Source organism: Methylopila sp. Yamaguchi, from assembly GCF_002897035.1.
Taxonomy (GTDB): Bacteria; Pseudomonadota; Alphaproteobacteria; order Rhizobiales; family Methylopilaceae; genus Methylopila.
This window is the reverse complement of the sequence record NZ_BAUX01000010.1, coordinates 36,962-59,014: the sequence shown is the minus strand read 5'-3', so window position 1 is coordinate 59,014 and position 22,053 is coordinate 36,962. Positions and strand designations below refer to the sequence as shown.

Genomic DNA, 22,053 nt, shown 5'->3' with positions numbered 1-22,053 from the left:
AATGTCGGGCGGGCGTCTTGTTTCAAACTTTGGGTCGGAATTCCCAACTTTGGGTCTCCCGCCATAGGTCGTCGTAAATCAGCTGCAGCCGCTCGTGCTTCCGCAGGTGTCGCACTTCAGGCAGGTGCCGTTGCGGACCATCGTGTAGTTGCCGCACTCCGAGCAGTTGTCGCCCTCGTAGCCCTTGACGCGGGCCTCCATGCGGCGGGTCTCGGCGGTCTTGGCGGCCGGGGCGGGCGCGGGGGCCTCCCAGGCGAGGTGGCCGAGGGCCTCCTCGTCCGCCGGCTGCGGCTCGCGCTTCAGCGCGGTCGCGCCTTGGACAGCAAGGCCGGCGGAGACGGGGCGGGGCGTCCCGATCGTGGTCACGTTCGACGCGCCCTTCGGCTCCGGCGTCGGGCTGACCGAGGGCACGGCCGAGAGCTGGCGTCCGCGCAGAAGGCCCTTCGACACCGGAACCGCGGGCGCCTTGCCCTGCTCGACGCCGCCGCCGATCGCGTCCGGCGTGATGTCGGAGGGGTCGACGTGCGCGAGGTCGTAGCGCGAGAGGTAGGAGATCGCGAGCTCGCGGAACACGTAGTCGAGGATCGACGTCGCGTTCTTGATGGTGTCGTTGCCCTGAACGAAGCCGGCCGGCTCGAAGCGGGTGAAGGTGAAGGCCTCCACATACTCCTCCAGCGGCACGCCGTACTGGAGGCCGAGCGAAACCGCGATGGCGAAGTTGTTCATCACCGAACGGAAGGCGGCGCCTTCCTTGTGCATGTCGATGAAGATCTCGCCGATGCGGCCGTCGTCGTACTCGCCGGTGCGCAGATACACCTTGTGCCCGCCGACGATCGCCTTCTGGGTGTAGCCCTTGCGTCGGGAGGGCAGCTTCTCGCGGTCGCGGATCAGCTGGACACGCTCGACGATCTTCTCGATCACCTGGGCGGTGCGGGCGGCGTTCGGCTGGGCGACCAGCGCCTCGACGGCGTCGTCCTCGTCGTTCTCGTCCGCGATCAGCTGGGACGAGAGCGGCTGGGAGAGCTTGGAGCCGTCGCGGTAGAGGGCGTTCGCCTTCAGCGCGAGCTTCCACGACAGCATGTAGGCCGCCGAGCAGTCCTCCACCGTCGCGTCGTTCGGCATGTTGATGGTCTTGGAGATCGCGCCCGAGATGAAGGGCTGCGCCGCCGCCATCATGCGAATGTGGCTCTCGACCGAAAGGAAGCGCTTGCCCGTCCGCCCGCAAGCGTTGGCGCAGTCGAACACGGGGTAGTGCTCGGTCTTCAGGTGGGGCGCGCCTTCGACGGTCATCGCGCCGCAGACGTGGGTGTTCGCGGCTTCGACCTCGGCCTTCGAGAAGCCGAGATAGGCCAGCAGGTCGAAGGAGGCGTCGTCGAGCTTCTCGGCCGGGACCTTGAGCTGACCCGTGAGGAAGGCCTCGCCGAGCGTCCACTTGTTGAACACGAACTTGATGTCGAAGGCCGACTTCATCGCCGCTTCGAGCGTCTCGATCAGCGCGTCGGGGAAGCCCTTCGCGCGCAGCGAGCCGGGGTTGACGGCCGGAGCCTGACGCATGGAGCCGTGGCCCACCGCGTAGGCCTCGATCTCGGCGATCTGGTGCTCGGCGTAGCCGAGCGCCCGCAGGGCTTCGGGCACCGCGCGGTTGATGATCTTGAAGTAGCCGCCGCCGGCGAGCTTCTTGAACTTCACGAGCGCGAAGTCGGGCTCGATGCCGGTGGTGTCGCAATCCATCACCAGGCCGATCGTACCGGTCGGCGCGATGACCGAGACCTGCGCGTTCCGGAAACCATTCTGTTCGCCGAGCGACAGCGCGCGGTCCCAAGCGGCGCGGGCCGCCGCCACGATCGACTGGTCCGGGCACGAGCCGGCGTCGAGCGGGACGGGGAGGGTGGCGAGGCTCTCGTAGCCGGTCGCCTCGCTGCGGGCGGCGCGGGCGTGGTTGCGGATGACGCGGAGCATGTGCTCGCGGTTCTCGGGGTAGCCCTCGAAGGCGCCGAGCTGGCCGGCCATCTCGGCGGAGGTCGCGTAGGCCGTGCCGGTCATCAGCGCGGAGAGCGCGCCGCAGATCGCGCGGGCTTCCGCGCTGTCATAGGCGACGCCGGAGGACATCAGCAGGCCGCCGATGTTGGCGTAGCCGATGCCGAGCGTGCGGTAGCGCCAGCTGAGCGCCGCGATCTGCCGCGACGGGAACTGCGCCATCAGCACCGAAATCTCGAGCACGATCGTCCAGAGCCGGCAGGCGTGGGCGTAGGCCTCGACGTCGAAGCTCTTATCGGCGCGGCGGAACTGCAGCAGGTTCAGCGACGCGAGATTGCAGGCCGTGTCGTCGAGGAACATGTACTCCGAGCACGGGTTGGAGGCGCGGATCGGCCCCGACGCCGGGCAGGTGTGCCAGTCGTTGACGGTGGTGTGGAACTGGATGCCGGGGTCGGCGCAGGCCCAGGCGGCGTAGGACACCTGGTCCCACAGGCCGCGGGCCTTCAGCGTCTTGGTGACCTTGCCGGTGGTCCGGCCGACGAGATTCCAGTCGCCGTCGGTCTCGACCGCGCGCAGGAAGTCGTCAGTGACGCGGACCGAGTTGTTGGAGTTCTGGCCCGCGACCGTGAGGTAGGCCTCGCCGTCCCAGTCGGTGGTGTAGGTGTCGAAGTCGATTTCCGTCACGCCCTGCGTCGCCTGCTGCAGCACGCGCTTGATCAGGCTGTCCGGCACGGAGGCCTTGCGGGCGAGCTTCACCTCGCGCTTGAGCGCGGGGTTCTTCTCCGGGTTGGAGCAGTCGCCCTCGGGGCCCTCGCAGTTCACGCAGGCCTTCAGGATCGCCGAGAGGTGCTTCTTGACGACCTTGGAGCCGGTGACGAGCGCGGCGACCTTCTGCTCCTCCTTCACCTTCCAGGAGACGTAGTTCTCGATGTCGGGGTGGTCGGCGTCGACCACGACCATCTTGGCCGCGCGGCGCGTGGTGCCGCCCGACTTGATTGCGCCGGCCGCGCGGTCGCCGATCTTGAGGAAGGACATCAGGCCGGAGGACTTGCCGCCGCCCGAGAGCCGCTCGCCCTCGCCGCGGAGCTGCGAGAAGTTGGAGCCGGTGCCCGAGCCGTACTTGAACAGCCGCGCCTCGCGCACCCACAGGTCCATGATGCCGCCGTCGTTCACCAGGTCGTCGGAGACGCCCTGGATGAAGCAGGCGTGCGGCTGCGGGCGCTCATAGGCGCTCTCGGAGGCGCGGACCTCGCCGGTCGTATGGTCGGCGTAGAAGTGACCCTGGCTCGGCCCGTCGATGCCATAGGCCCAGTGCAGTCCGGTGTTGAACCACTGCGGCGAGTTCGGCGCGGCCTTCTGGGTCGCCAGCATGAAGGCGAGTTCGTCGAAGAAGGCGCGCGCGTCCTCTTCCGAGTCGAAATAGCCGTGCGTCCAGCCCCAGTAGGTCCACGCGCCGGCCAGACGATCGAACACCTGGCGCGCGTCCTGCTCGCCGCTGGAGCGCTGGTCGGCCGGAAGCTGGTCGAGGGCCCCCTGGTCGGGGACCGAACGCCAGAGCCAGGAGGGAACGGTGTTCTCCTCGACCGGCTTCAGCTTCGCCGGGATGCCGGCCTTGCGGAAGTACTTCTGCGCCAGGATGTCGACCGCGACCTGGCTCCAGGCCTCCGGCACGTCGATGTCGGCGGCGCGGAACACGGTGGAGCCGTCTGGATTGCGGATCTCGCTCGTCGCCTTGCGGAACGGAATCGCCGCGTAAGGGGACTGGCCGGCGGTGGTGTAGCGACGTTCGATCCGCATCTCGTCCAAGCTCCAGTCCGAAAGACGCCGCAGCGAGGGGCGTCAAGGCGAAAACGCATGCCGGGAGGGGTCCGGCGACGATTGTCGAAGCGCACGGGCGCGAGCCCGCAAACGAATTGCGCGACGACGGTGCGGCGATCGCGAAATCGCCGTTCGAAATCAAAGGTCAGGTGTTACGCAGCGCGGGCCCCTCGGGCCTCGGCGACGGCTAGGAACGTAAATCGAGTCTTACAGGCCGTCGAGTCGGAACCTGGGTTTTCCACCCCGCTGAACACTAGCTATCGTCGCGGCATCATCCATCGACACCAGATATGGTGTCCGCCAACCGTGAATCAAAGGTTGACGACGCGGCGGCCGAGACCGTTTTCGCCTGATCGATCAATGCCGCCCGTCGGTCGCCGGCGCTGCCGGACGCTGTGCATAAGAACGGGGACGACGCACCCGCCGCGGCGGCCTGGAGAGAGAAAATCACTTTAAAGTTGCATTTAAATCGCCATATCTCATTATGGTTGCAACGGCGAGATCGGGGGATGAGATGCCGCACAAAATGTACAACGTACGGCCGGGCGACACGCTCGGCGGGATCGCTCATTGGGCCGGAACGCCGCTGGCGGCGCTGCTGGACATCAAACCGCAGATCGAGAATCCCAACCTCATCTTTTCGGGCCAGGCCATCCTGCTGCCGGAGGCTGTATCCCGGCCGAAGCTTCTGGCCGCCGCGGCGGCGGAGGTCTATCCGGGGACCGAACCCGGCTGGTTCAAGATCGCCCGCCGCGAAATCGGCGTGGCCGAGCGCGATCCAGGTTCGAACCCGCGCATTCTTGAATACCTCGCGACGACCACTCTGTCCGCCGCCGCTAAAGGGACCGACGCCACCGCGTGGTGCGCCGCCTTCGTCAACTGGTGCGTGGAGATGGACGGCCGGACGGGGCTGAAAAGCGCCTGGGCGCTTGACTGGAAGAGTTTCGGCTCCAGAGCGACGTCTCCGGCCGTCGGCGACATCGTCGTCTTCACCCGCACCGGCGGGTCGAGCTCTGGCGGACATGTCGGCTTCTACGTCGCCGATCTGGGAAACAAGATCTCGCTTCTCGGCGGCAACCAAGGGAACCGGGTCTCGATCAGCGATTTTCCGAAGGACGGCAAGAAGGGCCCGTTCGCCTACAAGCTTGTCGCGATCCGACGCCCATGACGCTCACCCCCATGGCTGGACTTTGGCGGGGGTAGGTCGCATAACGGCTCCATTCCGCCGAGCAACCGCACGAGCCAGCGACGTCCATGTCCTTGATGAGCGTCCTCACCGACATCTTCACCTGGTGGAACGGCTCCACCATCGGCACGCGCGTAGCGCTGCGGGGAGGGGAGCTTGTCGGCGAGGACGAGGCTGGAAACCGGTACTACCGGCTCAAGAACGACCCGACCAAGAACGCCGCCTTCGGCCCGGAACGTCGCTGGGTGGTCTACGCCGGCTACGCCGACGCCTCCTCCATTCCGACCGGCTGGCACGGCTGGATGCACCACACCGTCGACACGCCGCCGACGGCGGAAACCTACGCCGCCAAGGAGTGGCAGAAGCCGCACCGGTCCAACAAGACCGGCTCGGTCGAGGCCTACCGCCCCAAGGGCTCGACCCTTTCGCCGGATCGCCGCCGCCCGGCCGCGACGGGGGACTACGACGCCTGGTCGCCGGGCGCCTGATCGTCCCGCTGCGCCGCCCCGACGGGGCCGCATTTGGCGGGCTTTGTCGCGACAGGCATCCGCCACGCCTCGCCCGCGAGAATCACTTCGTGTCCTTCAAACGTTCTTTGACCGCCGCCGTCTTGTCCCTCGGAGCGCTTCATGGGGCTCCGGCGCAGGCCCAGAGCCCCGGCACCGCGCCGATCGGCCCTCAGCCAAAGGCGGGCAAGCCAGAGATCGTCGCGCCGACCCCGCGCATCGACAACCCCGTGGCGGTGTTCAACGGGCTCGACAAGATCACCGGCCGCATCACCGAATTCGACGCGCAGATCGACAAAACCGTGGCGTTCGGCGAGCTCAAGGTCACGCCGCACGTGTGCTACACGCGGCCCCCGACCGAAGCGCCCAACACGACGTCCTATGTCGACGTGATCGAGACGACGCTGACCAACGAGCAGAAGAAGATCTTCTCGGGCTGGATGTTCGCCTCCAGCCCAGGGCTTTCCGGCGTCGAGCACCCGATTTACGACGTGTGGCTGGTCGACTGCAAAGGCGGCGCACGCCCGCAGGCGCCGCAGGGCCCGACGCTCGGCGAGTAAGCGCCGGCTCAACCCGCCGCCCTCAAGCCTGATGCCGCGCTGACGATTGTCGCGCCTCAGATGTCGCCGGGAACGTTGTCGCCGTAGGGCGGCCGCGGGATCTCGATGTGCGCGGTGCGCAGGGCCGCAGACCAGCGCTCGCGAAGATCGAGGAAATACGGCTCCGTCGGCTCGATTCTGTAGTCGAGCTCGGGCGTCAGGGCGTCCTTCCGCAGCACGAGAACGTCGATGGGCGGCCCGACGCCGAGGTTCGAGCGCATGGTCGAATCCATGGAGATCAGACCGATCTTGAGCGCGTCATAGAGGTCGGTCTCGTACTTCACCGCCCGGTCGAGAATGGGCTTGCCGTACTTGTGCTCGCCGATCTGGAAATAGGGCGTGTCCGGGGTCACCTCGATGAAGTTGCCCGCGGCGTAGATCATGAAAAGCCGCAGGCGCCCGCCCGCGACCTGGCCTCCGAACAGCAGCTGCACGTCGAAGCGCGCCGACATCTGTTCCAGGCTGGGGCCGTCGGTGCGCCAGACCTCGCGCACGGCGCGGCCCACAAGTTGGGCGGCCTTGAACATCGTCGGCTGATTCTCGAGCGTCTCGAGATCTCCGGTCTCCGGATTCTCGAGCCCTTCCGCCAGAAGGCTCAGGACGGACTGGCTGATCGAGAGGTTGCCGGAGGTCGCGATCGCGAGCACCCGCCGGCCCTTCTCCGAGACGATCTTGAGTTTCCTGAAGACGGCGATGTTGTCGATGCCCGCGTTCGTGCGCGTGTCGGCGATCATGACGAGGCCGTCGCGGACGAGAATGCCGACGCAATAGGTCATGATACGCTTGAGCCCCGACTGACGTGACGCGGGACGCTATCAAGAGACACCCGCCAGCGCCAATGGCTTGCGGCCTGATCCTGCATGGAAGCGGGGCAGGCGTGTCATTTGGGCGCCTGCGGCGGCTTAGATCGCGAGCGCGGACCGGCGCGGGCCGACCAGCCGGAACAGAAGCGCCGCCCCAAGACCCCATGCGCCGTTCACTGCAAGCGCCACCAGAACGCCGGCGAGTGGGAAACCGCCGCCCACGGGGGAGCCCTTAAGCGGCTGCACCACGAACCATGCGATCAGACTCGGGGCGATCGCGCCGAAGAGCAGGGCGACGATCCAGTAGCTTGGCGCTTTCGGAAACCGGAGCAGAAGAAACGCCAAAGCGACGCCCCACAGGCCGCCAAAGAAGCTTGCGGAGATCACGCGGGCGACGCCGAAGGGCGCCGTCGGCGCCAAGGACCAGGGCTGCGCCGCCGTCAGGCCGGCGGCGGCGAGAAGCGCGAGTAGGCTCTGATGAAACACCAGCACCGAAATGAATCCGGCCGCGAAGGCGGCCGCCAGACGATATCCAGTCATGCGAGATCCTTGATCGGGCGGCGCTTCGCCGCGCCGACGGGATCTAGCGCTGGACCTGCGTCTGCCCACCAATGGCCGGCGTATCAGGCCCTGGATCGGAGCGGACTTTTCGGCGGTAGTTACGCGTCGCCTGGCAATCGCTGACCACAGCCGAGATGTCGAGCGTCTCGCCGCCGCCGCCGTAGTGCGTCCCGCGGATGGGGGCGGCGCCGAGATAGTCGAGCGCGCTCGCAAGCCGGATGTGCCGGTCCGTGGTGGAGACGCCCGTCGAGGGGTCGAAGCCCACCCAGCCGAGGCCCGGAACGTGGGCTTCCACCCAGGCGTGGCCGCCGTCGTTTGCGGGCTCAGCTTCGTCGTCGCGCCGGTAGTAGCCGCTGACGTAGCGCGCCGGAATGCCGAGGTGGCGCGCGGCGACGAGGAAGACATGGGCCAGGTCGTGGCTCGCGCCGCGCTTCAGGCGGAACGTTTCGGCGGCCGTCGTCATGCTGTCGCGAGGGCCGCGCTCATAGCTCATGTCCTCATGCAGCGCCGCCAGCAGCGTGTGGAGCTGCGCCAGCACGTCGCCAGGACTGTCCGCGATGACGGACTGGGCGTAGGCGCCGATGTCGAGGTCGGGCGCCGTGAGGTCCGTGTTCCGGAGGTAGAGCGCGGGCGGAAAGCGCTCAACTGTCGAGCGCACCACTCCGGCGTTGTCCATCGTGTCCACTTCGCCTTCGACCAGAACCGTCAGGGTCTCGATCGGGCCTTCGGCTGCGAAGACGTGCGTGAGGTTGCCGAAGGCGTCTTCGGACGAGCGGAGGCGGCAGTTGCGGTCGACGTCGAGCCGCCACCGGACGACATGCTGGCCTTCGTAGTTCCGCGGCGTCAGCCGCAACGTCTGAACCACCGCGGTCGCGGGGATCTCGAAGCCGTAGGTGATCTGGTGGCGAATGCTCAGGCGCATGAACCGTCCGGTCCCATGTCATCGAAGTGGGGCGCGCGCGTCATATCAGGTACTGCTCCGCGATCGCGGCGCCGAGACGGTTGTTGTCCGCGATGAAAGCCGTGATGAACTCGTGCAGCCCGCCCTGAAAGACCTGCTTGATCTCGGCGTTCTCCAGCTTGATGCGCGTCGAGCGGGCGATCCGCTGAGCGGGGCCCTGTCGTCCGTAGCCGCTCGCCAGATCGTCGAGGTGCCGCACCAGGTCGCCGTAGCAGGCCGCGAGCGAGCGCGGCATCTGGTCGTTCAGAATGAGCAGGTCCGCGATCAGCCACGGCTTCAGGCTTTCGCGGTACACCCAATGATAGCTCGTGACCGCGGACACGGCGCGCAGGATGGCCGACCACTGATAGTAGTCCAGCCCGCCGCCGACCTGGGTCTCCTTCGGCAGGAGCAGGTGGTATTTCACGTCGAGGATGCGCGCCGTGTTGTCCGCCCGCTCCAGGAGCATGCCGAGGCGCGAGAAGTCGTAGATGTCGTTCCGCAGCATCGTGCGGTGGCCGGAGCCGTCGAACCGCAGCCCGATCTCCTTGACCCAGGCGAGGAAACGCGTGAGCTCCTCGCCCTCGAGCTTCCGGTCCTGCCGCCGACGGAGCTCAAGCCAGGCGCCGTTGATCGCCTCCCACATCTCGACGGTCAGCGCGGTGCGGACCGCACGCGCGTTGTGCCGCGCGACCTCAAAGCAACTGACGATCGAGGAGGGGTTTTCCTTCTCGAACACGAGGTAGTCGATCACGGTCTCGGCCGTCGCGTCCTCGTACTTGGCGAAGAAGCCGTCGTCACAGCCCGCGGTGAAGACCGCGCTCTCCCACTCGTTGCTCGAGCCGGCGTAAGCCACGGGCAGCGACGCGAGGCGCTGGGTCGCCTCCAGGATGCGGGCGAGCGCTTCCGCGCGCTCGACGTAGCGCGACAGCCAGAACAGGTTGTCGGCGGTGCGGCTCAGCATACGGGCGGCGTCCTCGTTCGTCCTGCGGTCATGGGTTCGGCGGCGGTCATTCGTCCAGCACCCAGGTGTCCTTGGTGCCGCCGCCCTGGCTCGAGTTCACCACCAGCGACCCTTCGCGCATCGCCACGCGGGTTAGGCCGCCGGGCACGATCCGGACGCCGTCGGAGCCCGTCAGCACGAAGGGCCGCAGATCCACATGGCGCGGCGCCACTCCGGAATTGACGTAGGTCGGGCATGTCGAGAGCGCGAGCGTCGGCTGCGCGATGAACCCGGCCGGCGACGCGATCAGCTTGGCGCGGAACAGCTCGATCTGCTCCTTGGAGGCGTGAGGCCCGACCAGCATCCCGTAGCCGCCGGAGCCGTGGACCTCCTTCACGACCAGCTCGGGCAGGTGGTCGAGCACGTATTTCAGCGCTTCCGGCTCGCGGCAGCGATAGGTCGGAACGTTCTTCAGGATCGGCTCGGAGCCCAGATAGAATTTGATGATCTCCGGCATGTAGCTGTAGATCGCCTTGTCGTCGGCGACGCCCGTGCCGACCGCGTTGGTCAGCGTCACGTTGCCAGCGTGGTAGGCGGCCATCAGGCCCGGCACGCCGAGCACGCTGTCGGGACGGAACACCAGCGGGTCGAGGAACTCGTCGTCCAGCCTGCGATAGATCACGTCGACGCGCTTCGGCCCTTCGGTCGTGCGCATGTAGACGACGTCGTCCCGCACGAAGAGATCGCGGCCCTCAACCAGCTCGATGCCGAGCTTGTCGGCCAGGAACGAGTGCTCGTAATAGGCCGAGTTGTAGACGCCCGGCGTCAGCAGCACGACGTTGGGATCGGCCGAGGACGACCGCGGCGCGAGCGACCGCAGCGTGGCCAGCAGTTCGTCGGAGTAGCGTTCGACCGGGGCGACGCGGTGGCGCGAGAACAGCTCCGGGAACAGGCGGATCATCACCTCCCGGTTCTCCAGCATGTAGGAGACGCCGGAGGGCGTGCGGGCGTTGTCCTCGAGGACATAGAACGTCTCAGAGTCCACCCGCACGATGTCGATGCCGGCGATGTGCACCCAGATGTCGTGCGGCGGCGTCTTGCCCGCCATCTCGGGGCGGAACGCCTCGTTTTGGAAGACGAGGTCCTCCGGGATGATGCCGGCCTTCAGGATCTCCCGGCGGCCGTACATGTCCGAAATGAAGCGGTTCAGCGCGTCGACCCGCTGCTCCAGTCCGACGCTCAGGCGACCCCACTCCTCAGCGGTGATGATCCGCGGAATGATGTCGAAAGGGATCAGGCGCTCCTGCGCCTGCTGGTCGCCGTAGACTGCGAAGGTGATGCCGATGCGCCGGAACAGAAGCTCCGCTTCCTCAACGCGGTAGTTCAACAGCTCGGCTGGGGCCGTCTTGAGCCATTCCGAAAGCTTGGCGTAGGCCTGGCGGACGGAGCCGTCAGCCAGGGTCATTTCGTCGAAAGGGGCGGTGCTCAAGCCTCGGCCTCGCTGCGGTGTCCTGGAAGGATGCTAATCCGGATCGGCCGCGTGGAAAGGGGTGTTCTGCGCGTTTTTGGTGCATGACGCCTGCGCAAAGTCTCATCAGATCAGCTTGAGACCCCTGAAACTTGCGTGTCCGTCGCGCCCGACGATGACGTGGTCGTGCACGAGAATGCCGAGCGGCTTCCCGACGTCCACGATAGTTTTCGTCATCTCGATGTCGGCGCGGCTTGGGGTGGGATCGCCGGACGGGTGGTTGTGGACGAGAATGAGCGCCGTCGCGCGCAGTTCAAGCGCCCGCCGGACCACCTCGCGCGGGTAGACCGGCGTGTGGTCCACGGTCCCGGTCTGCTGCACCTCGTCGGCGATGAGAGCGTTCCGCTTGTCGAGAAACAAAATCCGAAAGCGCTCGCGATCCTCGAAGGCCATGGCGGTCCGACAGTAGTCGATGACGGCGGACCAAGACGACAGCACGGGGCGTTTGCCGATGGCGCCCCTGGCGAAGCGCCGCGCCGCCCCCTCCAGGATCTTGAAATCGGTGGCCGTGGCGTCCTTGACGCCCTTGATCTCGACGAGGCGCTCATAGGGTGCCGCCAAGGCTTCCGCGAAGGAGCCGAACGTCGCGATCAACTGTTTGGCCAGCGGCTTCACGTCCTTCATCGGGATCGTGCGGAAGAGCACCAGCTCCATCAGTTCGTAGTCCGGGAGCGTATCCGGGCCCGTCTGCAGGAACCGCGCCCGCAGGCGCTCGCGGTGGCCGGCATGGTGCGGCGCCTCAACCTTAGGCGCCGATTTCCGTCGGGAGGGAAGCGTCGGCGCCTCGGACAGGCCCGGCAGCTCCACTTCCCCGTCGTCGCCGCTTCGAGACCTTGTCGCCATACGCGCCACGCCTTCGCCTACGCGCAAAGCGTCGCGCGGAGCGCGCCGCGCTGCAAGTGAGTCGTGAGGGGAAGCAGGCGTGAGCCGGCGCCGTCTCAGGCGGAGGCGGCGAACGTCGGCTGGTGAAGCCCGCGAGGCGACAGGGTAAAGATCTCGCAGCCGCTTTCGGTCACGCCGATCATGTGCTCGAACTGCGCCGAGAGCGACCGGTCGCGCGTCACCGCGGTCCAGCCGTCCGCAAGCACTTTGACATGAGGGCGGCCGAGATTGATCATCGGCTCCACGGTGAAAAACATGCCCGGCTTAAGCGCGACGCCCTCGCCGGCGCGGCCGTAGTGCAGGATGTTCGGCTCGTCGTGGAACAGGCGGCCGATGCCGTGACCACAGAAGTCGCGCACCACTGAGGTCCGCTCGCCCTCGGCGTACTCCTGGATCGCCGCCCCGATGTCGCCAGTGGTCGCGCCGGGCTTGATCGCGGCGAGGCCGCGCATCAGAGACTCGTAAGTGATCTCGATCAGCCGCTCGGCGCGGCGCGGGATCTGGCCCACCGGATACATCCGGCTCGAATCTCCGTGCCATCCGTCGAGGATGAAGGTGACGTCGATGTTGACGATGTCGCCCTCGCGAAGCGGCTTGTCGTTCGGGATGCCGTGGCAGACCACATGATTGATCGAGGTGCAGATCGTCTTGGTGTAGCCGCGATAGTAAAGGCACGCCGGCAGCGCGCCGTGGTCCATTGCGAACTCGAGCGCGAGCTTGTCGAGCGCTTCGGTCGTCACGCCGGGCGCCACGTGGTCGTTCATCAGATCGAGCGCTTCCGCCACCAGGCGGCCGGCGCGGCGCATGCCTTCGAACGCCTCGGCGTCGTGAATCTTGATCGCCCCGTTCTTGCGGAGAGGGGCGGTCTGGGCGTCGACGAAGGTCATCTGGGGCGTAGCGATCGGCGGTTCTTGGGAGACGGAAACATAAGCCGTCCGGCCGGCCGCGCCAAGCTGGGGCGGCGCAGACCCCGCTAGGCGCTCTTAAGTTCGAGGTAGCGCAGGCGCTTCGCCTCGCGCCGGCCTTCGGACACGGCCTGCACGATGATCCCGCAGACGAAGCTCAACACCGAGAGCTGCATGATGGAGGCGGCGAGGACCGCCGTCGGCAGGCGGGGCACCAGCCTCGTCTCGAGAAAATGCGTGATGACGGGAAACGCGAGCCACAACGACGTCGCGGCGAGGGCGAGGGCGATCATGCCGAAGAACCGGAAGGGCTTCACGGCGCGGTACATCATCGCGATGGTCCAGAGGATGCGGAAGCCGTCGCGGAAGGTGGAGAGCTTACTGACCGAGTCCGCCGGTCGCCGGCCGTAACGCACCGGGATCTCCTCGACCGCGAGCCGCAGATCGAGGGCGTGGATCGCGAGCTCGGTTTCGATCTCGAAGCCGCCGGACGAGGCCGGGAACGACTTGGCGAAGCGACGCGACACGGCGCGATAGCCCGACAGAATGTCGGTGAAGCCGGGACCGAACAGGCGGCCGATCATCTGATTGAACATCAGATTGCCGGCGGCATGCCCCCGGCGAACCTGCATGCCTTCGCCCTGGCGGGTCGCGACCACCATGTCGAGCTGCTGGCTGACGAGCCGATCGATCAGGAGAGGCGCGGCGAGGGGATCATAGGTCAGGTCGCCGTCCGCCATCAGATAGACGTCGGCCTCGACGTCCGCGAGCATGCGCCGGACGACGTTGCCTTTGCCCTGCAGGCGCTCGCGACGGACGATGGCGCCGGCCTCGCTCGCGCGCTCGATCGTGCGGTCGGTCGAATTGTTGTCGTAGACGTAGATGTCCGCCGCCGGCAGCGCCATGCGGAAGCCGCGCACGACCTCGCCGATGGCGGCCTCCTCGTTGTAGCAAGGCAGCAGCACGGCGATCTTCAGCGGCTGGGCCGCGACCTCGCGGGTGACGCCGAACGAGGTGTCGCGCAGGACTTCAGCAAGCGGCATGGGCGCGCTCCGTACGAGGGCGCGCCGACCCTGTCACGGTCCGCTTTAAGGGCGGCTTAAAGCGGCTAAGGGCGTTGAAGGATGACCCCGCGGTCGGTCACGACGACCCACTGCCGGTCGCGCCGTTCGATGGAGCGCACCCGGCCGACGCCCGGGATCGGATCGCCCCGCGCGACCTCGTAGGAGCCCTGCCGGCCCTCGACGAGGGCGAGGCCGTCGTAGACCTCCCGCAGGGTCCAATTGCGAACGACGGAGCCGCCGGCGTCCGGCGCCACGCTTCCAGTGGTCTCGGGCTCGTCGACCGGCTTCGGCTTGGCGGCCGCGACCGTTTCGCGGCTCTCGATCTTGTCGAGGCGCTCCTTGAGCTCCGAGAAGCGCTGCGCGTCCTCGGCCGGCTTCGGGGGCTGCTCCACCTTCGCGGTCAGCTCGACGATCTTGGCCGAGGCGGTCTCGCGCGTCGCGGCGAGGTCCTTCTGGAGGGCGAGGATCTCGGCCTTCAGCGCCTTGACGTCCTCCTGTCCCGCCGCGGCTTGGCCGGCTGCGGTCTTAGAGAGGGCGGCCTGATTGGCCTTCGCCTGTCCCAACGCCCGGTTGAGGCGGGCGATCTCGGACTTCAGCGCTCCGACGTCGCGGCCGAGGGCGGCGTCGCGGGCCCGCTCGCCGGTCGGATCGATGTTGAGGGCGAGGCCCATGCTCCGGGCTTCGATCGCCGATATCGCGGACACTTCGTCGACGCCGTCGGTCAATGCCGGCGCGGTCGCAAAGGTCGCGGCGCCGGCTCCCGCCGCCAGGGCCAGCGACAGCGCCGTAGCGTAGGGCCACAGCCGCCCGAAGCGCCGGGAGGCTGGCTCCTCCGGGTACAGGTCGATCGTCGGGTGCGGCCGTCGGGACGACCACACCGTGACCGCGGGCCGGGGGCGGCCGAAGCCGGGGGAGGGCAGGTCGCGGTTCGACTCGGGCGACATCGGGTTACTCGCGGGTTAACTCTGCCCGCAATTAACCCTCCATCACGGTTACCGGAGGGTTACCGGATCGCCTCCAGGACTTCGGTGCCGGTGACCGTCCGGTTCTTCGGCCAGGAAAAGAAGTCCGCGTCCCGCTCCACCGCCGCGTCGAGCAGGCGGTGGTAGTCCCGTCGCGGCGTCTCGATCGCGCCGAACCGCCTGAGGTGATCGGTGACGAACTGGGTGTCGAGCAGGGAGAAGCCGCCCCGTTTGAGGCGGGCGACGAGGTGCACGAGGGCGACCTTCGAGGCGTCGCGCTCGACGTGGAACATGCTCTCGCCGAAGAAAGCGCCGCCGAGCCGCACCCCATAGAGGCCGCCGACAAGCTTCCCCTCCCGCCAAGCCTCGACGCTGTGGCAGTGCCCGAGCCGGAAGAGGTCGAGATAGAGCCGGCGGATGCGGCCGTTGATCCAGGTCTTCATGCGGCCGGGCGCCGGAGAGGCGCATCCGTCGAGCACCGCCTCGAAGGCGGTGTCGACGCGCATCTCGAACACGTCCGCCCGCACCGTCCGCGCAAGCCGCTCGGTCACGTGGAAGCTGTCGAGCGGCACCACGCCGCGCAGTTCCGGCTCGATCCAGTAGAGCCCGGGATCCTCGGCGCTCTCCGCCATCGGGAAGATGCCGCAGGCGTAGGCCTTGAGCAGGACCTCGGGCGTGATCTCGACGAGAACGTCGTTGATGCGGGTCATGGGGCGAAGCTTAAGCGGCCCCCTGGCTCTCCGCCAACATCTTCTCCAGCCAGTGGATGTCGTACTCGCCGTCCTGAATCGACGGGTCGCGCACCAGCCGGCGGAAGAGCGGCAGCGTGGTGTCGACGCCGTCCACCACGAACTCGTCCAGCGCGCGCCGAAGCCGCATCAGGCATTCGGTGCGGTTACGGCCGTGGACGATCAGCTTGCCGATCATGCTGTCGTAGTGGGGCGGGATCAGATAGCCCTGATAGGCCGCGGAATCCACGCGGACGCCCAGACCGCCGGGCACGTGATAGTAGGCGATGCGGCCGGGGGAGGGGCGGAAGGTCTCGGCGTTCTCGGCGTTCACGCGGCATTCGATGGCGTGGCCGCGGAAGACCACGTCCTCCTGCGCGATGGCGAGCCGGGCGCCGCTCGCGATGCGGATCTGCTCGTTGATCAGGTCGATGCCGGTGACCATCTCCGTCACCGGATGCTCCACCTGGATCCGGGTGTTCATCTCGATGAAGTAGAACTCGCCGTTCTCGTACAGGAACTCGACCGTGCCGACGCCACGGTACTTGAGCTCGCGCATGGCGGCGGCGACCGTCTCGCCGATCGTCTCACGCTGCTCGACGTTGAGAGCCGGGGAGGGCGCCTCCTCCCAGACCTTCTGGTGGCGGCGCTGCAGCGAGCAGTCGCGTTCGCCGAGATGGATCGCGGCGCCGTGGCCGTCGCCCAGCACCTGCACCTCGATGTGGCGCGGCTTGCCGAGATACTTCTCGAGATAGACCGCGTCGTCGCCGAACGCCGCCTTCGCCTCCGAGCGCGCGGTCTGCAGCGCCTCGACGAGGTCGTCCTCGGTCATCGCGACCTTCATGCCGCGTCCGCCGCCGCCGGAGGCCGCCTTCACCAGGACGGGATAGCCGATGTCGCGGGCGACGCGCCTGGCCTCGTCGTCGTCGGTGATGCCGCCGTCTGAGCCCGGGACGACCGGGATGCCCAGACGTTTCGCGGTCTGCTTGGCGGCGATCTTGTCGCCCATGATGCGGATGTGCTCGGGTTTCGGGCCGATGAAGATCAGCCCGTGCTCCTCAAGAATCTCGGCGAAGCGCGCGTTCTCGGACAGGAAGCCGTAGCCCGGATGCACGGCGTCCGCGCCGGTGATCTCGCACGCCGCGAGCAGAGCCGGGATGTTGAGATAGCTGTCTCGGGCGGCCGGCGGTCCGATGCAGACGCTCTCGTCCGCGAGGCGGACGTGCATGGCGTCCGCGTCGGCCGTCGAATGCACGGCGACGGTCGCGATGCCGAGCTCCTTGCAGGCGCGCAGGATGCGCAGCGCGATCTCGCCGCGGTTGGCGATCAGAACCTTGTCGAAGCTCGCCATGGGCCCGTCAGTCCACGATCAGGAGGGGTTCGCCGAATTCAACCGGCTGCCCGTCCGCGATCAGGATTTCTCGGACGATGCCGGCGCGGGTCGCCGGAATCGCGTTCATCGTCTTCATCGCCTCGACGATCAGCAGCGTCTGGCCCTGGCGGACCGTCTGGCCCACCTCGACAAAGGCGCGGGCGCCGGGCTCGGGCGACATGTAGGCGGTGCCGACCATGGGCGAGAGGACCACGCCCGGGTGCTTGGCCGGATCGGTCGGAGCCGCGGCGACCGGGGCCGCAGCCGGGGAGGCCGGCGCGGCCGTCAGCGCGCCAACGTAGGCCGTCGTCGGGGCGGCCGAGAGATGCCGGGCGACGCGCACGCGCAGCTGGTCGTGCTCGATCTCGATCTCGGTCAGATCGTTTTCCGACAGCAGCTTCGCGAGTTCGCGGATCAGCTCCTGGTCGATGGACGCTTTGGAAGGCAGCTTGCTCATGGAAGGACGATCTCCGCCGGCGTTCGAGATCACGCCGTGATCGGTTCGGATGGGTCAGGCCGCTTGATGCGGCGGGCGAGCGCCTGAAGCGCGAGGTCGTAACCGTCGAGGCCGAGCCCGACGATGACGCCCGCCGCGACAGGCGAGATGTAGGAGTGGTGCCGGAAGCTCTCCCGCGCGTGGACGTTGGAGATGTGCACCTCGATCGTCGGCACCCCCACGCCGCGGATCGCGTCATGGATCGCGACCGACGTATGAGTGAGGGCTCCTGCATTCAGCACGATGCCCCGCGCCCGCGTCCGCGCTTCCTGGATCCAGTCGACGAGGTCGCCCTCGTGGTTCGACTGGCGGCACTCCACGACGAGGCCCAGGCGGTCCCCGGTCGCCCGCGCCAGCGCCTCGACGTCCGCCAATGTCGACGATCCGTAGACCGCCGGCTCGCGCAGGCCGAGCAGGTTCAGGTTCGGGCCGTTGAGGACGAAGACGACGGGATCCAAGCGGGGAGCCGAGCTTGAGACGTGAACGGGCGGCCGGCGGAGGCCGACGGCCGCGACGAGCGGCTCTTATAGGCAAGGCCGGCGCGGAACCCAAGCGATTCCGCCAAAGGGCGTAAGGCCGTCTGCGACGCGCCGCGACGCTTCACCCGCCGGCGCCGCCGTCGAGGCGGCGGCAGGGGAGGCCGCTTTCGGTGAAGGACGTCAGAATGGCGTCGGCATGGGCGCCGTCGCGAATCTCGACGGTGAGATCGAGCGTGGCGCCCTTGGCGGGCACGTCGAGGAAGCCGCGCTGGTGGTGCACCTCGAGGATGTTGGCGCCGAGTTCGCCGAGCCGGGTCGCGATGGTGCCCAGCATGCCCGGCCGGTCCGCGATCGTCATGCGGAAGGCCAGAATCTTCTGCTCGCGCTCGAGTTCGCGCACCATGATGGAGGCGAGGATGCGCGGGTCGATATTGCCGCCGCACAGGATGAGGCCGACCGTCTTGCCCGCGAACCGCCCGGGCGCGGCGAACAACGCCGCGAGGCCCGCGGCGCCCGCGCCCTCCGCGACCGCCTTCTGCTGCATGAGGTAGGCGTTCACCGCTCGCTCGAGCTCGGCCTCGCTGACGAGGATGATGTCGTCCACGAGCCGCGCCGCGATCTCGCGGGTGAGGGCGCCTGCCGTCTTGACGGCGATGCCCTCGGCCAGCGTCGGGCCGCCGGTCGGCAGCTCCGCGCCCTTCAGCGCGTTCCACATGGAGGGATAGAGGGCGGCCTCGACGCCGATGATCTGGATCGAGGGCTTCAGCGCCTTGGCGGCGACGGCGACGCCGGAGATCAGCCCGCCGCCGCCGATCGGCACGAGGATCACGTCGAGTTCGGGCGCCTCCGCGAGCATCTCGAGCGCGATCGTGCCTTGGCCGGCGATGACGTCGGGATCGTCATAGGGGTGGACGAAGGTGAGGCCGCGCTCGAGCGCGATCGCGCTGGCGCGGATCTGGCTCTCGGCGACCGTCTCGCCGTCGAGCACGACCTCGGCGCCGAAGCCGCGGGTGGCCGCCACCTTCACGTGCGGCGTCGTCTCGGGCATCACGATCGTGGCCGGAATGCCGAGCCGCCGGGCGTGGTAGGCGACCGCCTGCGCGTGGTTGCCCGCCGACATGGCGATCACGCCGCGTGCGCGGGCTTCTGCGTCCAGGCGGCTGAGCCGCACCACCGCCCCGCGCTCCTTAAAGGCGTTGGTGACGTGGAGGTTTTCATACTTCACGCGGACGTCGGCGCCGGTCATCGCCGAGAGCTTCGGCGCCGCGAGCATGGGGCTCGGCGTGACCGCGCCCTCGAGGATCTTCTGGGCCGCCTGAACGTCGGCGAGCGTCACGGTCATGGCGAACAGGTCCTTCAGGTCGGCGCGGAAGCATAGGCGAGGGGAGCCGGCGAAGCATCAATGCCGACCGCATGGCTGAAACGACGCCGCGGCGCCATCACGAACCTCGGCGCGGGGCCTGCGACAGCTTGACCCTCGCGGCGGCCGGACCCATCGTAGCGTCACAGTCTTACGGAGACCTGCCGCGTGACGGCGACCCGCCCCCACCCCCGACGACCGGCGACGGCGCTCGCCTTCGCAGCCGTTGTATGGACGGCGCCGGCCGCGGCGGAGGTGGCCACGTTCGAGGCGCGGGACCCGATCGCTCCACCCACCGGACCGGTCCTGGGCGTCGACGGCGCCGGCGTGTCATTGGCCGCGGACGCCGATCGTCCCGTGCTCGTGCATTTCTTCGCCACCTGGTGCGCGCCCTGCCGGGAGGAGCTGCCGGCGCTGGCGGGCTTCGTCGGCCGCCAAGGGGAGGGCGTCCGCGTCGTGGGCGTCGCCGTCGGCGAGCCGGCGTCGCGCGTCCGCGGCTTCCTCGCATCGCTCGGCGTCGCCTTGCCCGTCGCGCTCGACGAAGACCGGTCGCTGGCGCGGAGGTTCGGCGTGAAGGTCCTTCCGAGCACCGTGGCGCTCGCGCCCGGCGGCAGGACCGCCGCCGCCGCGCACGGACCCGTCGACTGGGACGCCTCCTCGACCCCGCGGACGCTCGCCGCGCTTGGGGCCGTCGACCCAGTTTCGGCTCACCTGGAAAACGAACAAACACAATGATCCGAGGGAGAACGCCATGATGCGCCGCCGCACGCTTTTGAAGACCGGAGCCGCGTTCGCCGCTGCGGCCTTCGCGACGCCTCGGCTGGCGTTTGCGGAGGAGGGCGCATTCGCCCCCGCCCCCGGGGCCTGGCGCACCTTTGAAATGCGCACGCGGATCGAGCTCGTCTCGGTCAAAGGCGCGGCGCGCGTCTGGGCGCCGGTTCCCGTCTTCGCCGACAGCGGCTGGACCCGTCCCCAGCCGACCACTTTCAGCGGCAACGCGCGGACGGCGAAGCTGGTCTCAGCGCCCGTAGGCATGGTCGTCGCGGAATGGGCAGGCGGCGCTGAGGCGCCGGTGCTCGAGGTCGTGAACCGCGTCCAGACCCGCGACCGCGCGGTCGACCTCGCGGCGACCGGCGCGACGCTGTCGGCGGACGAGCGCGCGCGCTATCTCGCGCCGAGCGACCTCATCCCCACCGACGGCATTGTGGCCGAGACCGCGAAGAAGGCGATCGGCGCGGCGCAGACGGACCGCGCGAAGGCCGAGGCGATCTACCAGTGGGTGGTCGAGAACACCCACCGCGACGCCAAGGTGCGCGGCTGCGGCCTCGGCGACGTCGCGACCATGCTGGAGAGCGGCAACCTCGGCGGCAAATGCGCCGACATCAACGCGCTCTATGTCGGCCTCGCCCGCGCTGCGGGCCTGCCGGCGCGCGACGTCTACGGCATCCGCGTCGCGCCCTCGCGCTTCGGCTACAAGAGCCTCGGCGCGAACTCCGAGACGATCACAAAGGCGCAGCATTGCCGCGCCGAGGTCTGGCTCGACGGACCGGGCTGGGTGCCGGTCGATCCGGCCGACGTCCGCAAGGTCGCGCTGGAGGAGCCGCCGGCGACCCGTCCGCTCGACGACCCGAAGGTCGCCGCGGCCCGCAAGACGCTGTTCGGCGCCTGGGAGACCAACTGGATCGCCTACAACGACGCCCACGACGTCGCGCTGCCGGGCGCGACCGGCGGAAAGCTCGGCTTCCTGATGTACCCGCAGGCGGAGACCGCGGCCGGCCGGCTCGACTGCCTCGACGCCGACGGGTTCAAATACGTCATCACCGCGCGCGAGATCGTGGCCTGAGGCGCCGGGGCGGCGCCTGGACCAGCGGGGCCAAATCCGCCGCCGCCGCAGAGCCTTCGCGGGCAAAGCTCGCGTCGCCTGCGAGCTCCGCGCCTCATACGTCGGGCCGGCGAAACGCCGACCCCCCGGCGGGATCGGCTGGCGGATCGGTCCGGCTGCGACGCGGAACCACCGATCCGCCATGTTACGGCAAAACGCTGGACGTGGCGGGATATGGCGGGACAACATTTGCGCCGGTTCCGCCCAAACTCAGGGCTGATCCGGCGTCTCGCCGCAGGCCAGTCACGTCTAAGGAGAAGCCCCTTCAGCCCCGATGAGAAGGCGACTTGGTTCCATAATATATCTTATGCGACTCGGATCATCGCTCGGGGGTTGGCCAGGACGCCAGCGCAGCGCCTTAGTTCCGCCTTGGCCGCAGCGGCCAATCTTGCGTCGTCCGCGACGACGTTCGTCGCCTGCCCGCTCGATGTGAGGTCGCCCGCATGTTCTCCCGTTCCGTGCGACGCTGGGCGATCGCCTTGGGCGTGTCGGTCGCGGGCCTGACGGGCGCCTACGCCGGCGTCCTTGTGGCCACCAACAACTTTCATGAGCTTGTGCCCGGAGAGGTCTATCGCTCGGCGCAACCCTCGCCGGACGACCTGCGCGCGATCAAGGCGAACTACGGCGTCGCCAGCGTCCTGAACCTGCGCGGCGCAAGCGCCGGCAAGGGCTGGTACGACGCCGAGGCGGCGGCCGCGCGCGACGCCGGCGTGACCCTGATCGATTTCCGCATGTCGGCCTCGTCGGAGCTCACTCCGATGGAGGTCGAGCGGCTGATCCAGACCATGCGCGACGCGCCGAAGCCGCTGCTGATCCACTGCCGCAGCGGCGCGGACCGCACTGGAGCGGCCTCCGCGCTTTATCTCGCCGCGATCAAGCACGCCGACGAAGAGACGGCGGAGTGGCAGCTGTCGCCGCTCTATGGGCACATCGCGACCTGGGGGCTGCCGAGCTTCGCCATGGACCGGATGTGGGAGACGGCGGAGCCGTCGCTCGGCTTCCACGACTCTTGACCTGACGGGGCGCTCAAGGCGACCTAAGCGAACTCCCCAACGCGAGCCC

Annotated in this window: 21 protein-coding genes; 6 read left to right on the top strand and 15 right to left on the bottom strand. The window is 68.3% G+C overall.

Translation table 11 applies throughout. The features are described from left to right. Positions 1 to 78: 78 nt before the first annotated feature. Positions 79 to 3,774, bottom strand: a complete 3,696-nt coding sequence (locus METY_RS12865; RefSeq protein ID WP_103121802.1) for a vitamin B12-dependent ribonucleotide reductase — start codon at positions 3,772 to 3,774, stop codon at positions 79 to 81. Between the two features lie 535 nt (positions 3,775 to 4,309). Between METY_RS12865 and METY_RS12860 the strand changes: the two genes are divergently transcribed. The 3 genes from METY_RS12860 to METY_RS21415 all read left to right on the top strand — a co-directional run bounded on the left by METY_RS12860 (position 4,310) and on the right by METY_RS21415 (position 6,047). Continuing rightward, positions 4,310 to 4,963, top strand: a complete 654-nt coding sequence (locus METY_RS12860) for a TIGR02594 family protein (RefSeq protein ID WP_160147355.1) — start codon at positions 4,310 to 4,312, stop codon at positions 4,961 to 4,963. A gap of 86 nt (positions 4,964 to 5,049) precedes the next feature. Next, the gene (locus tag METY_RS12855; RefSeq protein ID WP_103121800.1) at positions 5,050 to 5,469 is read left to right on the top strand and encodes an NADH:ubiquinone oxidoreductase subunit NDUFA12; all 420 of its coding nucleotides are present in this window, start codon (positions 5,050 to 5,052) and stop codon (positions 5,467 to 5,469) included. 122 nt (positions 5,470 to 5,591) lie between these two features. Then, entirely contained in the window at positions 5,592 to 6,047 is a 456-nt protein-coding gene (locus METY_RS21415; RefSeq protein WP_346433156.1) for a DUF2155 domain-containing protein, read from the top strand. A 56-nt stretch (positions 6,048 to 6,103) separates the two neighbouring features. On the opposite strand, the gene METY_RS12845 is transcribed toward METY_RS21415, so the two are convergent. From METY_RS12845 to METY_RS12780, 14 genes are all read right to left on the bottom strand, one after another. Then, entirely contained in the window at positions 6,104 to 6,862 is a 759-nt protein-coding gene (locus tag METY_RS12845; protein WP_103121798.1) for a peptidase, read from the bottom strand. Positions 6,863 to 6,988: 126 nt separating this feature from the next. Further along, positions 6,989 to 7,429 (bottom strand): hypothetical protein, encoded by a 441-nt coding sequence (locus tag METY_RS12840; protein ID WP_103121797.1) that lies wholly within the window; start codon positions 7,427 to 7,429, stop codon positions 6,989 to 6,991. A 43-nt stretch (positions 7,430 to 7,472) separates the two neighbouring features. Further along, the gene (locus METY_RS12835) at positions 7,473 to 8,372 is read right to left on the bottom strand and encodes a transglutaminase family protein (RefSeq protein ID WP_103121796.1); all 900 of its coding nucleotides are present in this window, start codon (positions 8,370 to 8,372) and stop codon (positions 7,473 to 7,475) included. Positions 8,373 to 8,412: 40 nt separating this feature from the next. Continuing rightward, positions 8,413 to 9,354: an alpha-E domain-containing protein gene (locus tag METY_RS12830; protein ID WP_103121795.1), complete on the bottom strand. Its 942-nt coding sequence runs from the start codon at positions 9,352 to 9,354 to the stop codon at positions 8,413 to 8,415. A gap of 46 nt (positions 9,355 to 9,400) precedes the next feature. Next, the gene (locus tag METY_RS12825) at positions 9,401 to 10,798 is read right to left on the bottom strand and encodes a circularly permuted type 2 ATP-grasp protein (protein ID WP_103121794.1); all 1,398 of its coding nucleotides are present in this window, start codon (positions 10,796 to 10,798) and stop codon (positions 9,401 to 9,403) included. A gap of 129 nt (positions 10,799 to 10,927) precedes the next feature. Continuing rightward, a complete protein-coding gene (gene radC, locus METY_RS12820; protein WP_244593640.1) occupies positions 10,928 to 11,704 on the bottom strand; it encodes a RadC family protein in 777 nt (258 codons plus the stop codon). Positions 11,705 to 11,799: 95 nt separating this feature from the next. Next, positions 11,800 to 12,630 (bottom strand): type I methionyl aminopeptidase, encoded by an 831-nt coding sequence (gene map, locus METY_RS12815; protein ID WP_103121792.1) that lies wholly within the window; start codon positions 12,628 to 12,630, stop codon positions 11,800 to 11,802. A gap of 86 nt (positions 12,631 to 12,716) precedes the next feature. Further along, entirely contained in the window at positions 12,717 to 13,691 is a 975-nt protein-coding gene (locus METY_RS12810) for a glycosyltransferase family 2 protein (protein WP_103121791.1), read from the bottom strand. A gap of 65 nt (positions 13,692 to 13,756) precedes the next feature. After that, positions 13,757 to 14,656, bottom strand: a complete 900-nt coding sequence (locus METY_RS12805; protein ID WP_103121790.1) for a hypothetical protein — start codon at positions 14,654 to 14,656, stop codon at positions 13,757 to 13,759. A 59-nt stretch (positions 14,657 to 14,715) separates the two neighbouring features. After that, the gene (gene aat / locus METY_RS12800) at positions 14,716 to 15,384 is read right to left on the bottom strand and encodes a leucyl/phenylalanyl-tRNA--protein transferase (RefSeq protein ID WP_103121789.1); all 669 of its coding nucleotides are present in this window, start codon (positions 15,382 to 15,384) and stop codon (positions 14,716 to 14,718) included. 10 nt (positions 15,385 to 15,394) lie between these two features. Continuing rightward, the gene (gene accC / locus METY_RS12795) at positions 15,395 to 16,753 is read right to left on the bottom strand and encodes an acetyl-CoA carboxylase biotin carboxylase subunit (protein ID WP_103121788.1); all 1,359 of its coding nucleotides are present in this window, start codon (positions 16,751 to 16,753) and stop codon (positions 15,395 to 15,397) included. 7 nt (positions 16,754 to 16,760) lie between these two features. Then, positions 16,761 to 17,231 (bottom strand): acetyl-CoA carboxylase biotin carboxyl carrier protein, encoded by a 471-nt coding sequence (gene accB / locus METY_RS12790; RefSeq protein WP_103121787.1) that lies wholly within the window; start codon positions 17,229 to 17,231, stop codon positions 16,761 to 16,763. A gap of 29 nt (positions 17,232 to 17,260) precedes the next feature. After that, positions 17,261 to 17,728: a type II 3-dehydroquinate dehydratase gene (gene aroQ / locus METY_RS12785; RefSeq protein ID WP_103121786.1), complete on the bottom strand. Its 468-nt coding sequence runs from the start codon at positions 17,726 to 17,728 to the stop codon at positions 17,261 to 17,263. A gap of 142 nt (positions 17,729 to 17,870) precedes the next feature. Continuing rightward, positions 17,871 to 19,091, bottom strand: coding sequence for a threonine ammonia-lyase (locus tag METY_RS12780; RefSeq protein WP_103121785.1), 1,221 nt, complete (start codon positions 19,089 to 19,091; stop codon positions 17,871 to 17,873). 186 nt (positions 19,092 to 19,277) lie between these two features. On the opposite strand from METY_RS12780, the gene METY_RS12775 reads away from it, so the two are divergent. From METY_RS12775 to METY_RS12765, 3 genes are all read left to right on the top strand, one after another. Then, positions 19,278 to 19,844, top strand: coding sequence for a TlpA family protein disulfide reductase (locus tag METY_RS12775; protein ID WP_103121784.1), 567 nt, complete (start codon positions 19,278 to 19,280; stop codon positions 19,842 to 19,844). Between the two features lie 19 nt (positions 19,845 to 19,863). Then, the gene (locus tag METY_RS12770; protein ID WP_200819678.1) at positions 19,864 to 20,952 is read left to right on the top strand and encodes a transglutaminase-like domain-containing protein; all 1,089 of its coding nucleotides are present in this window, start codon (positions 19,864 to 19,866) and stop codon (positions 20,950 to 20,952) included. Positions 20,953 to 21,434: 482 nt separating this feature from the next. Further along, positions 21,435 to 22,004, top strand: a complete 570-nt coding sequence (locus tag METY_RS12765) for a tyrosine-protein phosphatase (protein ID WP_103121782.1) — start codon at positions 21,435 to 21,437, stop codon at positions 22,002 to 22,004. Positions 22,005 to 22,053 lie beyond the last annotated feature (49 nt).